The organism is Synechococcus sp. 'PEA 65AY6A-5F PE A' (genome assembly GCF_047462575.1).
Taxonomy (GTDB): Bacteria; Cyanobacteriota; Cyanobacteriia; order Thermostichales; family Thermostichaceae; genus Thermostichus.
In genome coordinates, this window is the sequence record NZ_JAOALE010000011.1 from 1 (window position 1) to 12086 (window position 12086).

General features: G+C 56.9%; 15 protein-coding genes and 1 pseudogene. 10 read left to right on the forward strand and 6 right to left on the reverse strand.

Annotated features, from left to right (window positions below; translation table 11 throughout):
• Nucleotides 1-96: 96 nt before the first annotated feature.
• Together GG26_RS05265 and GG26_RS05270 are read left to right on the forward strand one after the other, a co-directional pair.
• A pseudogene (locus GG26_RS05265) lies at nucleotides 97-363 on the forward strand (DUF190 domain-containing protein); the annotation flags it as partial.
• 41 nt (nucleotides 364-404) lie between these two features.
• Nucleotides 405-1595: an MFS transporter gene (locus GG26_RS05270; protein ID WP_011429999.1), complete on the forward strand. Its 1191-nt coding sequence runs from the start codon at nucleotides 405-407 to the stop codon at nucleotides 1593-1595.
• Here GG26_RS05270 and GG26_RS05275 read toward each other — a convergent pair.
• From GG26_RS05275 to GG26_RS05295, 5 genes are all read right to left on the reverse strand, one after another.
• Nucleotides 1546-2616 carry an EAL domain-containing protein gene (locus GG26_RS05275; RefSeq protein WP_414389232.1) on the reverse strand — a complete coding sequence of 357 codons (1071 nt, stop codon included), beginning with the start codon at nucleotides 2614-2616 and terminating at the stop codon, nucleotides 1546-1548. The genes GG26_RS05270 and GG26_RS05275 overlap by 50 nt on opposite strands.
• Nucleotides 2617-2786: 170 nt before the next feature.
• Nucleotides 2787-3545: a hydroxyacylglutathione hydrolase gene (gene gloB, locus GG26_RS05280; RefSeq protein ID WP_414389234.1), complete on the reverse strand. Its 759-nt coding sequence runs from the start codon at nucleotides 3543-3545 to the stop codon at nucleotides 2787-2789.
• A 6-nt stretch (nucleotides 3546-3551) separates the two neighbouring features.
• Entirely contained in the window at nucleotides 3552-3815 is a 264-nt protein-coding gene (locus GG26_RS05285) for a DUF3143 domain-containing protein (protein ID WP_414389236.1), read from the reverse strand.
• Nucleotides 3816-3942: 127 nt separating this feature from the next.
• Entirely contained in the window at nucleotides 3943-4341 is a 399-nt protein-coding gene (locus GG26_RS05290) for a J domain-containing protein (protein WP_011430003.1), read from the reverse strand.
• A 94-nt stretch (nucleotides 4342-4435) separates the two neighbouring features.
• A complete protein-coding gene (locus GG26_RS05295; RefSeq protein WP_011430004.1) occupies nucleotides 4436-4618 on the reverse strand; it encodes a 50S ribosomal protein L32 in 183 nt (60 codons plus the stop codon).
• A 323-nt stretch (nucleotides 4619-4941) separates the two neighbouring features.
• Between GG26_RS05295 and GG26_RS05300 the strand changes: the two genes are divergently transcribed.
• The 8 genes from GG26_RS05300 (at nucleotide 4942) to GG26_RS05335 (ending at nucleotide 11012) form a co-directional block, all read left to right on the forward strand.
• A complete protein-coding gene (locus GG26_RS05300; RefSeq protein ID WP_240527684.1) occupies nucleotides 4942-5172 on the forward strand; it encodes a hypothetical protein in 231 nt (76 codons plus the stop codon).
• A 3-nt stretch (nucleotides 5173-5175) separates the two neighbouring features.
• Nucleotides 5176-5994 (forward strand): CsgG/HfaB family protein, encoded by an 819-nt coding sequence (locus tag GG26_RS05305; RefSeq protein WP_414389322.1) that lies wholly within the window; start codon nucleotides 5176-5178, stop codon nucleotides 5992-5994.
• 244 nt (nucleotides 5995-6238) lie between these two features.
• The gene (locus tag GG26_RS05310) at nucleotides 6239-6898 is read left to right on the forward strand and encodes an SDR family oxidoreductase (RefSeq protein ID WP_099812211.1); all 660 of its coding nucleotides are present in this window, start codon (nucleotides 6239-6241) and stop codon (nucleotides 6896-6898) included.
• Nucleotides 6899-7012: 114 nt separating this feature from the next.
• Complete coding sequence (locus GG26_RS05315) at nucleotides 7013-9538, forward strand: dynamin family protein (RefSeq protein WP_414389239.1); 2526 nt, start codon at nucleotides 7013-7015, stop codon at nucleotides 9536-9538.
• Nucleotides 9539-9594: 56 nt separating this feature from the next.
• A complete protein-coding gene (locus tag GG26_RS05320; protein ID WP_414389241.1) occupies nucleotides 9595-9990 on the forward strand; it encodes a KGK domain-containing protein in 396 nt (131 codons plus the stop codon).
• A gap of 35 nt (nucleotides 9991-10025) precedes the next feature.
• Nucleotides 10026-10403, forward strand: coding sequence for a KGK domain-containing protein (locus tag GG26_RS05325; protein WP_414389243.1), 378 nt, complete (start codon nucleotides 10026-10028; stop codon nucleotides 10401-10403).
• Nucleotides 10404-10418: 15 nt separating this feature from the next.
• Nucleotides 10419-10754 carry a KGK domain-containing protein gene (locus tag GG26_RS05330; protein WP_414389245.1) on the forward strand — a complete coding sequence of 112 codons (336 nt, stop codon included), beginning with the start codon at nucleotides 10419-10421 and terminating at the stop codon, nucleotides 10752-10754.
• 3 nt (nucleotides 10755-10757) lie between these two features.
• Nucleotides 10758-11012 carry an HNH endonuclease gene (locus GG26_RS05335; RefSeq protein WP_414389247.1) on the forward strand — a complete coding sequence of 85 codons (255 nt, stop codon included), beginning with the start codon at nucleotides 10758-10760 and terminating at the stop codon, nucleotides 11010-11012.
• A gap of 15 nt (nucleotides 11013-11027) precedes the next feature.
• Here GG26_RS05335 and GG26_RS05340 read toward each other — a convergent pair whose 3' ends face one another.
• Nucleotides 11028-12029, reverse strand: coding sequence for a YgfZ/GcvT domain-containing protein (locus GG26_RS05340; protein WP_414389249.1), 1002 nt, complete (start codon nucleotides 12027-12029; stop codon nucleotides 11028-11030).
• Nucleotides 12030-12086: the final 57 nt, after the last annotated feature.

Genomic DNA, 12086 nt, shown 5'->3' on the forward strand with positions numbered 1-12086 from the left:
CCTTTCTCTCCTTCCTCTTGAATACCTGTACCCTATTTTAAATTAAAAGACTGTATCTACATTAGCGAGTCGGATCACTGACAAAATAAGCTTCTCTACCTGGCTCTGCTGGAGCTGGCCCGTCGGCGGGGCATGGCGGGCGGTACCATGGTGAGAGCCATTGCCAGCTTTGGCCACAACAGTCACATTCGCAGCAGCAACCTTCTCGAGCTTTACACAGATCTGCCCATTTTGGTAACGTTTATCGACACGCCGGAGAAAATCAAGGCCTTTCTGCCGGATGTCAAAAACCTGGTGCGCGACGGTCTAGTTACTTGCCACAGCGTCCAAGTATTCCATCACGCTCCTCAGCCCCAGCCATAGTCCCGATCCCCAGTTGGATTGCCCGTCCTCAGGAGCTGGCTATGTCCGATTCTGCTTGGCGCTTTATCTTCCTCCTCGGGATCGTCAGCCTCTGCGCTGACGCCACCTACGAGGGGGCCCGCAGCATCTCCGGAGCTTTTTTGGGATCCCTGGGGGCCAGCGGCACGGTGGTGGGGCTGGTGGCCGGCGGGGGAGAATTGTTGGCCTATGGGCTGCGCCTGGGCGTGGGCTACTGGAGCGACCGGCTCAGTAGGGATCCCTCTCGGCCCAGTCGAGGGCACTGGCAGCTCACCACCCTGGGCTATGTTGTCAACACGGCGGCGATCCCCGCTTTGGCCTGGGTGGACAGTTGGCCTTGGGCCGCTTTGCTTTTGCTGGCCGAGCGCCTGGGCAAAGGGATCCGCACCCCGCCGCGGGATGTGTTGCTCTCCCATGCGGCTCTGCAGGTGGGCCAGGGCATTGGGTTTGGCCTGCACGAGACCTTGGATCAAATCGGGGCGGTGGGGGGGCCGCTGCTGGTGGCAGGGATGGTTGCCGCCGGCTACGGGTTCCGGGGTGGATTCTTGGCCTTGGGGATCCCGGCGGCTCTGGGGCTGGGGGTGCTGGGGCTGGCCCGATGGCTCTATCCCACCCCGCGCGACTTTGAGCCGGAGCCGGAAACCGCTCCAGCACAAGGCTTTTCCAGGGTCTTTTGGCTCTATCTCATAGCAGCGGCCTGTGTGGCCGTGGGGTTTGCCGACTTTCCCCTCATTGCTTTCCATCTGCAACGACAGTCGGGGAGCGAGGAGGCAGGGATCCCCTTGCTCTACGCCCTGGCCATGGGGGTGGATGCCTTGGCGGCCTTGGGCTGTGGCTGGCTGTTTGACCGCATCCGGCTGGGGAGCCTGCTGGGGGCGGTGGTCCTGTCTGCCGGTTTTGCGCCGCTGGCCTTTTCCGGCAGCTACGGGCTGGCGGTGGTGGGCATAGTGCTCTGGGGGATTGGCTTGGGGGCTCAGGAATCGGTCATGAAGGCGGCAGTAGCCGGCATGGTGGCTCCCCAGGCGAGGGGCTTTGCCTTTGGGCTGTTTACCAGCCTCTACGGCCTGGCCTGGTTTTTGGGCAGCGCCCTGATGGGGGTGCTCTACGATCTCTTCCTCCCAGCTTTGGTCATCTTCTCAGTAGCCGCTCAAGCCGTGGGGGCAGCTATCCTATGGATCCTAATCCTGGGGGAACAGGCTGGGGCCGGGCGATGAAAAAGCCCTGCACCAGGTCCACCCCGTGGTCGCGCACCCACTGCAGCTCCTCTGCCGTCTCGATCCCTTCGGCCAGGGTGACGATCCCCAGCTCTTGGGCCAGCTCCAGCACCTTTTGGGCAATCACCGCCTTGTAGGGATCCCCATCTACGCCGCGAATGAGCTCCCTATCCAGCTTGATGACATCTGGCTGCAACCGGTGCAACAGGTTTAGGGATCCGTAGCCGGCGCCCAGGCCATCCAGCGCCACCCGAAAGCCCGCCTGCCGGTAAAACCGCAAAATCCGCTGCAAATGATCCAAATCGGGGCTGCGGTCGGATTCATTGACCTCAAACACCACCCGTTCTGGCGGGATCCCGGCGCGGCTGATGGCCCAGACAGTAGAGCGCAGGCAAAAGGCTGGGTCGTAAATGGCCGTGGGGCTGAAGTTGATGAACAGATCCCCCTCGAGGCGGTGCTGGGTGGCGGCAGCAATGGCCGTGCGGCGGGCAGCCAAGTCCAGGTGATAGAGCAACCCGGCTTCGCGGGCCGTGGCAAAAAGCAAGTCCGGGCCAATGACCTTGCCCTCTCTGTCCAACCCCCGCACCAGCGCTTCGTGGCCCACCACCCAAGCGGGATCCCGCGCCCGGACAATGGGCTGGAAATAGGTGGTGAGGCGGTTTTCCTTCAACAATTCCAACAACAGCTCGGCTTGGGTGCGGTGGAACAACTGCAGCAACGACTCCACCCGGGCGCAATCTTGCCAGCAGGGATCCCTATCCCCAGGCAAAAACAAGGCGCGGCTGGCCTGCATCTCTCCTTGGGAGAGAACCTCGGCCATTGTCTCCAGGGTCTTCTTGAGGGCCCCCTGGGCAATGGCAACAACTAGGCCAAGGTCTTCCAAAAGTTGAACGGGAACCTCTGTCTTGGCCTCCAGGGCCTGCCAGATTTTCCGGTGGGTATGAGGAGTGGGCAGCCAGAGAAACAAACGCCCTGCCTCCTGCATAAAGGTGGGCAGAGCTGGGCAGTCAAGACAAGACATGGGGGCTTAGGGAGTAGCCATGCAGGCCCACCGAGGTTACCTATCTTACTTAGCAGTATGTCCCGCCTTCCCGAAAAAAGAAGCCAATCTTACGGAAAGCAAACTGGGAATCCCCAGCGTCAGGACAGGATCCCAATCACAACTCGGCCCCGTTCGCGTTCCGGCCAGCCTTAGAATTGATCCTTCATACCCCGCAGCCGGGCAAAAACCCGCACCGGATCTTGAGCGCCCGTAGCCGCCCGCAAAGCCGGCTGATCCCAGCGCAAAAAAGGATTGGTGCGGCGCTCTTCGCCGATGGTGCTGGGGACAGTTGGGGATCCCGCCTGGCGCAGGGCCACCACCTGTTGGTAGCGCGCCTGCAAGTCGGGGTTGTCCCCATCCACCGTCAGGGCAAACTTGAGATTGTTCAAGGTGTATTCGTGGGCACACCAGACCCGCGTGGCTTCCGGCAACTGCCGCAGTTGATCCAGGGATCCCAGCATCTGCTCCGGGGTGCCCTCAAAGAGGCGCCCGCATCCCCCGGCAAACAGGGTATCGCCGCAGAAGAGATCCCCGCTTTCGGGAAAGTAGTAGGCAACATGTCCCCGCGTATGGCCGGGCACAAACAGCACCTTCGCCTGCCGGCCCGCAAATGCCACCGTCTCTCCCGCCTGCAGCTCCACCGTCTGGCCCGGGATCCGTCCCCGATCCGCCTGGCTGCCGTAGACGACGGCACGGGGGTAGCGGGCCAAAAGTTGCAGGTTGCCCCCCACATGGTCGTGGTGGTGGTGGGTGTTGAAGATGGCCACCAGCTCCGCCCCTAGCTCAGCCAGTTTATCCAGCACCGGCTCGGCCAGTGTCGGATCCACCACCGCTGCCGTGGCCGTCTCGGGATCGTGCAGCAGATAGATGTAGTTGTCGCGCAGGGCAGGCAGTTGCAGAATGCGCATAGCCGGCTAGTCCTCAAAAATGGCCTGCTCTACATCCTGGCGGCTTAGCGAATAGGGAAAAGACAGAGTTTTGGTGTTGCCATCAGGATAGGTATAGCGCACCCAAATGCTGGTCTCCTCCAGGCGCAGGCAGGCTTTCCAGCCGGGCCGCTCGCAAAACCACTGCTCCACATTCTGCGGGTCACGGGTGCAGCCCTGATCCTCCAGCCAGCGTTCGATGGCGTGGAGCGGGTGATTGTAGAGAGGCGTAGTTGCAGGAGGCAAAGGCATGGGGAGATGGCGCGCAGAGAAGCCGTCGAACAAAACAAAAGTTAACAACCTATTCCATTCAAGCACCTTATCAATGGGAAGCCCTGAGCGCTTTGTCTTAACCTCATCCACAAGCAACCGGAGTTGGTCAGCCCACCCCACCCTCCCGTAGCCAGGCCAAAGCAACCGCCAACACCAAACACGCCACGAAGGTGGAGCCCATCAGCAGCAGGGCGCAGAGCTCGCCCGCCGAGAGAGGCCGGGTTTCCATGCGCAGCTCCAGAGAATCAGCACCGGGGGATCCCATGTTGGCCGTCACCGCCCGCAGGCTGGCATCGTAGATGGCCCGTTTTGCCGGGTTGCTGAGGACAAGGTAGGCTTCCTGGAGTTCTTGGAAGCAACGAATCGCCACCTCTGGCGCCAGAGGAGAAGTGTCGGGATGGTAGCGTTTGCTCAACTGCCGGTAGGCCCGCCGAATGTCCTCAGGAGAGGCCCCTGGAGACAAGCCCAGCCGCTGGTAGTAGGTAAGAGAGGTCAACGAGCGCATGCAAGTCGCTGAACAGCCAAGACTGGGAGGTAGCAGAACAGCTCTCAAGAGAGCCTGACCCCAATGTAAACCACTCTTCCGGCTATGGGGATCCCTATTCTTCTCCCTCCTCTTCTTCCGACTTGGCTTTGGGGTAGTAGAAGCCGGTGTTGCGACCGCTGAGGATGGCGCGCCCAATGGTCATCGCCCGCTGGGCCTGAAGCTTGGCTTTGCCCAGCCAAACCGCATACCGCCTGCGACTGCGGGCTTTGGAGGTTTTCTTCTTAGGAACAGGCATAGCTTGTACAAAAACACAGCTTTACTAGGCTAACACTGAGTTTGCACGCTCGATCCCAATCTAAACCCGGCCCAATAAAGCGGGTCAAGCTTTTTCCGGCAACTCACAAAGGGCGAGCATCTCTGCTCAGTCTTAACTGTTGAGATCTGTCAACTCCTCTGTGCCAACCTTCTCAATCCCTTCTCCCAATGGCCTTGGAATCGGTAGAGTATAGGACATCTTCTGGGAACAGGCGCCCAGGTGATGCCGGTCACCGCCCCGCTTTTGGGTGCAAGCTGAGAATGGACTGTGGCCACCTCTTCGATCTAGGAGATCGCTCAACCATGCGCAGCCTCTCTTCCATTCTGCTGTTCGGGATCCCGCTGCTGAGCTTGGGTTGGATGGGGATCCCGGTGGCTGCCCAATCCACCAATCCGGAGCTGTGCCAGAAGTTTCCCCAAGACCTTCGCTGCAATCTCTCTGCCCCCAGCCAGGTAGGACAAGCGCCTCAACCCACCACTCGCCCGCGCGTTGCGGTTTTGGATTTTGATTTCAGCAGCCTCAGCAATTCCTAAAGCCTGCGCGAGGCATCCCGGGGGGTGAGCGATCTGCTGGTGGATCGGCTGGTGAGAGATGGCACCTTTTCGGTTATCGAGCCCTCGCGGCTGGACGCGATCTTGGCCGAGCAGAACTTGGGGCTATCGGGGCGCTTAGATGCCAACACCGCCGCTCAGGTGGGCCGGATCCTCGGGGTCGATGCTGTGATCCTCGGCAGTGTTACCCAGTTCGATGTGTCGGTGCGCCGTTCTGGGGGTGAGGCGCGGGTCTTGACCCCCTTCGGCAGCTTCCCGCTGGCGGTGGGGGCCGAGGTGGTGGATGCTGATGCCAACGTGCAGCTCAATGCCCGCCTGGTGAGCACCAGCACGGCGGAGATCTTGGCCGTGGTCGAGGGCCGGGGCAACGTCAGCCAGTCGGATAGCACCGTCACGGTTGCCGACTTTGGCGGGGGATCGGCCACCAGCAACGAAGAAAAGCTACTGGTTTTGGCCAGCCAACAGGCGGTGGAGCAAATTGCCCAGCAGTTGGCCGGTTTTGCCAGTCGCTTAGCGGCCCAGCCCCGCTCTTTGCCGACCGTCGATGCCTTGGTGGCGGATGTCTATGGTAACCAGGTGATCTTGAACAAGGGCAGCAGCGACGGCTACCGCGTGGGATTGATCCTGTCTGTGGAGCGCGTCGTTCGCGAGGTTAAAGATCCGGCCACGGGGGCAGTCCTGCGCAAATTGACTGAGCCCGCTGGCCAGATCCAACTGACAGAGGTGGATCAGGGATCCAGTGTGGGCCGCATTCTCAGCAGCTCTGGCTTTAAGGTGGGGGATGTGGCCAAACCTATTCAATAAAGCTTCAAGACTTTCAAGATCCCTTCCCTTTGAACCGCAGGTCTACCCGGCGGTGGAGCGGAGGATGTTTTGGAGCTGGCCGGCTGCCGGGATCGAAGCTGGCGCCCGCGGTTGCCGCGACTACCCCTGTCGCATGGACAGGATCCCTGCCTGGGCGGATTTTGGGAAGATAATGGTCTTAGCAAGGCCAGCATGGAACCTGGAACCGCCACCGTCACATTAAGCAGTTTGGCAGGGGGAGAGGATGAAGGCTTTTGTTGCAGGGGCTACAGGAGAAACAGGGCGGCGCATTGTCCAAGAGTTGGTGGGCCGCGGCATCCCGGTACGGGCGCTGGTGCGCAGCCGCGAGTTGGCCGCTCGGGTTCTGCCCCCCGAAGCAGAAGTGGTGGTGGGAGATGTGCTGGATCCGGCCACGCTGGAAGCCGGCATGGAAGGATGCACGGTGGTGCTCTGCGCTACTGGCGCTAGGCCCAGTTGGGATCCCTTTCTGCCCTACCGAGTGGACTACCAAGGCACCAAGAACTTAGTGGATGTAGCCAAGGCCAAAGGGATCCAACACTTTGTTTTGATTTCTTCTCTGTGCGTGTCTCAGTTGTTCCATCCTCTCAACTTGTTTTGGCTGATCTTGGTGTGGAAAAAGCAAGCCGAAGAATACTTGCAAAAAAGCGGCCTCACCTACACCATCATTCGGCCAGGGGGCCTGAAAAACCAGGACAACGAAGATGGCATTGTCCTCTCCAAGGCCGATACCCTCTTTGAGGGCAGCGTCCCTCGCATCAAAGTTGCCCAGGTAGCTGTCGAAAGCTTGTTTCAACCGGCAGCGAAAAACCGCATCTTCGAGATCATCGCCAAGCCCGGCGTTCCCAACCGCGAGTGGAGCGACCTCTTTGCCCTGGCAAGCTAGGTTCTGTGCTGTTAGCCATCAAAGGGTGCCTTATCTGAAGAAAAGTAGCATGAGAACCTTCCCCTTAGGGCTGAGGGCGTTATAATCTCCCCAGCCCTAGCGGAGATCCCTGAGATGGCTGTGCAACTCTTGCCTCAGTGCGAAAACTTACGGGAGCACGTTGAAACGATTCTAAACCTCTGGCAGCAGGATCCCACCCTTTCAGGAAAGCAAGATACAACCCGAATTCAAGCTTCGCTGAGCAAGGCTATTTCCCCAACCTTTGAGATTGTCTTCGCCGGTGCTTTTAGCGCCGGCAAGTCGATGTTGATCAACGCTTTGCTAGAAAGGGAGCTTCTCTACAGCGCCGAAGGACACGCCACAGGGACAGAGTGCTACATCTCCTATGCAGAGCCTGCCGCCGAGAGGGTAGTACTCACCTTCCTCAGCGAGCACCAGGTACAGGAACAGATGGCTGCCTTCTGCACTCGCTTGGGCTTAGCCCTGCCCAGTGGCAACAACCTAGAGGAAGCCACACTCAATCGCCTAAAAGAGCAGGCTGAGGCCATTGTTCACCAAGAGGGCGGCAAAAGCAAGTCGGAACGGGCAAAGCAAGCAGATGCGCTGCGCTTGTTAATTGAAGGTTTCCAGCAAAACCGCGCCAGAATTCACCCAACCGAAAACAGAGTCTTCTCGATGGAACAGCTTAACCTTGGCAACCTAAGAGAAGCGGCCAGTTTTGCCCGGCGCGGTGCCAATAGTGCAGTTCTGCGGAAGATCGAGTACTACTGCCATCATCCTCTATTAGAAGACGGAAACGTTATTGTCGATACCCCTGGAATCGATGCTCCGGTTAAAGCGGACGCCGAGCGCACCTATCAAAAAATTGCCGATCCAAACACTTCCGCAGTTGTCTGCGTCCTCAAGTGTGCTACTACGGGTGAGCTGACTAAAGAAGAAACAGAACTCATTGAGCACATCCAGAGCAGCGACAGCATTCGGGATCGAGTTTTTTACGTGTTCAACCGCATTGATGAAACTTGGTACAACTCCCAGCTAAGGCAGAGATTAGAGGCTATCATTGACCAACAGTTTCGCCAAGCCCGCCTATTTAAAACCAGCGCCCTGCTGGGCTTCTACGGCTCGCAGATCAAGGCAACGACTCGAGAAACGAGGTTTGGCCTCGATACCATCTTTTCGGAAAGTATAAAGGAGCTGGGTGGCAGAGAGCAAACACCTCAGTTTATTAGCGAGTTTGTTAAGTACTGCAGCTCTTCAGGAAGACTTGTTGGATCCCCCTTCCGCCCTTCCGTGCATGGCTATGAGACTCCTATCGATAACTACATTCGAATTCTAAACGAGTGGGGCATGCCCCTAGTTGAGTACATGATCAAGGATAGCGGCATAGAAGAATTCCGCAGTGGGATTACTCGCTATCTGACGGAAGAAAAGCGACCGCAGTTGTTTATAGCTCTTGCCGATGACCTGCAGCCTCTGTGTATTGAGCTCAGAAAGTCCTATATAGATCTTTATGGAGACTTGGATAGCCAGCCGAGAGAAGTTGACAGCATGATTGCCCATGAGTTAATGCTCATTAACCAGCAGTTGAATAAAATTGGTCAAGAGTTCGACGAACATATTCAAACTATGGTCAACGAGATTATTGACGGAACAGATAAAGAGTTTGAGTCTGACTTTCGAAAGCTGCAGGCCAAGATGGTGCGCAGGCTGGATGAGCTTCTGGACACATTTTCAGTAGACAATGCCTATAGCCAAGCTGTCTGCATCCACCACCGTAACTCCACAGCTCCCTTTTTGGCTGTCCTGGTTGAAGCCCTTTACTACCTGTCAAACCATCTAGAGGATATACTGGTCGAGTCTGCCACCACAGTTGTAGAGAACTCCTTTCGCCGGCTTATCGATCGTGTACGCAGTGCAGACTACTACAAGCAGTTGTTTCGCCTACTGGGATCCGACGGTGACCTAGAGAAGAAACTACTAGAGGTTAGGGAAAAAGTTCGCACTGCATTAGTCAGCGGTGCTCGCAAGGAGTGCGATCGGTATCTAAGAGAAAGTCCTCGTTTCTATGATGAGGGTACTTTCTCAATCTATCAGTTCCGGGAAGTTCTGAAGCAAACGTCTCAGTCCTACGATATTTCGGCTATTCGAGATGCCGAGCCCGGGATCCGGCAATTGCTCAAGCTTGACTTTGAGCCCAAAGTCGTCCAGACAATACGCTCTAACTTCCGGCAAGAAACCAACAATACCCTCAAGACTCAGCTCTTGCCCGTTGCTAAGGAAGTGGCTAACGAAATTCTGCAAAAGTATCCCGAAGCAAAGCAATTTATGGAGGCGACGCTTAGGAAAGAAGCAGAAGAAAGAATTGCCTTAAATCAACAGCGTCTAAGGGATCTAGAAGCAAAGATCGATAGCTACAACCAAGCTGTTTCTGGGATCAACCTATGCTTACAGGCTATGGGCTTAGGTCGCGAACTTTTGCCCTTGATTTCTCTACCTAAGCCTTCTTTGACCGGCGAATCAGCCGACACCTCAGCAAGTTCTCCCGAGCAGCCAGCCAGCAAAAGCGGGCCAAGTGATGAGGTCTCTGACTTAGGCAAGATTTTCCCTGAGCTGGACAGCATACTTGACGACCTAAAGTAGAGCGGCTTGTTTCTCCTTACTATTTGAAGGGGGGTGAGGTTTTCTTGTCTAAGTCCATGCCCTTGCAGCAACACTCAGAAGGGATCCTCTCTATAGGGGAGAAAACTTTCAAGGTTGCCAGCCTGGTCAAAGCAGCCCAAGAGGATTTACCTAAAAAAGAAGAGCTCAATCGCCTGTTTATTGCGGCCTTGAGATCCTCAGGGATCCTTCCACCCGAAAACTTGCTTAATATTGCTAGCAGCCTTCTTGCTCCCCGGCCTGAAGAAAAGCTACTGCAAGAAGCGAAGTGGTTTGATCAGGGCCTTGCCTGTCAGCTCCTGGTGCCGGGTAAGAAGGAGTGGGAGAAGGGCAGGGTAAGGTTGCGGATCACCGTAGAGTTTGAGCCAGAGTATACGGGCTCAGAGAGTAGCGATGGATCTCTTCTGGACGATCTTCGCACAGACGAGGAATAGCTTAAGCTGGCGGAATGCATTAGGAGGCCGGGGCAGTGTCAGGCGAGGAGCAACCTCAAGAGCGCTTTGTCCAGATAGATACTTTTCCAAATACTGTTATTGATGTAGGAGGACGCCTGATCTACTCACAAGAATTTACCAAAGCTTGCTTGGAAAGTGCTTATGATGACTTTGGATCTCGTTTATATAATAAACTTAGAGCCAGAAACATTTCAGTTGACTATAGCTCGGTCAATTTGGGCAAAATAACTGATGCGAGAGGGGTTCCTGCTAAACTTTTACGTCCTGGCTTGCCATGGGTTGATGGCAGAGTTAGGGTAAAGCTGGTAGCAGCAGTTGAGTTTGAGCCAGAAGATCCAGGATCAGCAAGCAGTGAATCTCCTCTGGATCCCTTTCGAGAAGATACTGGCTAGCGAAGTCTGTGAGCAATGGGAAACAAGGCTGTGTTCGACTCGATACTTCTCAAAGCAGATGACAAAGAAACTGCCGTTGCGATTGGCAACCAAATCTATCTTCCCAGCGTTTTGCACAGTGCAATTATTGATTACTTTCTTGCAGATATCGCACGAACAAATGGCTACCTTCGCTCAAAAAAGGTTCACGTAGAAATTAGAGCTTTAGTAGAGGGAGTAAAATCCCGAATCTTACAGCCTAGAAAGGATTGGGCTGAGGGCAAGATATCCCTTAAAGTTTGTCTCGAGTTTACTCCCGATAGCCCATCTCGAGACTCCGAACTAGATAGTTTTCGCAATACAGGTGAGTAGTGGATGAAAGAGAAAAAACCTGGCGAGAGGATCCCGATCCCACCATCTGTGCGGGAGTATGTCTTCCAAAGGGATGGCTTCCGCTGCCGCAGTTGTGGCAAATCGCCCCCCGAGGTGCAGCTTCAGGTTGATCACATCATCCCCCTTGCCCAGGGCGGCAGCAACGACATCAGCAACTTGCAAACCCTGTGCAAAGTCTGTAATCAGCGCAAAAAGGACAGGTGGGATCCCCGCTTTCGCCGCCATTTCGATCTCTAGGGAGCTGAGATCTCCTCAAACAACGGGCGGAAAGCTCAAAAAGGGCGGGCGGGTGAGGAGGCCGGTTGTTGAACCAACCTCCACCTCCCATCCTTCGGCGGGCGCGAATTTGGTGCGCACATAGCCCAGGCCCACGTGGCCCTGGGAGGTGAGGCCAGCGCTGGTTAACACGCCGATCTTCTCCCCTTGCCGCACGATGTCGGCACCGGGCTGGGCCTCGCCCTGGAGGCAGATCCCCCAGAGGGTTTGGCGGATGCGCCGGTAGGTTACCTGCTTGGCCAAGACTTCCTGGCCGATGTAGCACCCTTTGGAGAGGGAAATGGCATGCCACAGGCCGGCTTCCAAAGGGTTGTAGTCGGGGGTCAGCTCGCGGTCGGCGGCAGGGCGACCGGCCTCTAGGCGCAGGGCTTCCCAAAGTTCAGGTGAGGCCAGCTCTGCTCCAGCTTGGATCAGATAGTCGACAAGGGCAGCTTTGTGTTCGCTAGCCCCCCAGAGGGTAAATCCTGGCTGGGCGAGGCCGCTGCCGCAGGCCAAATGGACGGGGATCCCCTGGATCTCTACCTGGCGGTGCTCATACAGTTTTGTCGGGATCCCTTCTGCAGCCACCCCCTTCTCCAAAAGGGCCTGGCTCTGGGGGCCAATTAGCCCAAAGGCAAAGGTCTGCCCGGTCACATCGGCTAGCTGGGCCCCGCGCACAAAGGGCAACATACGCCCCAGGCTCTGCATCAGCAGGCTGCGCCGCTGCGGCGAAGTCCAAATCCAGCAGGCCTCCTCTTCCACGTAGACCGTGGCCAGATCTAGGATCCCTGCTGTGGGGGTGACAAATACCGTATCTGCCCCCTGGCCGGGCTTGAGAGCCTTGAGATCCTGAGTACTCTGGCTGTGCAAGTAGTCCAAGCCAGGGGATCCCTGCAGGCGCAGGCGGCCCCACTCGGAGCGATCCAAGAGCAGGGATCCCCTCTGCGCGGCTTGCTCTTGCGCGGTCAAGGTGGTGTGAACAGCAGAAATAGCAGACATCGCTCACCCCAGGGGTGCTCTTTGGTTTTCTTCCCTACCCTAGAATAGGCTAGTTCA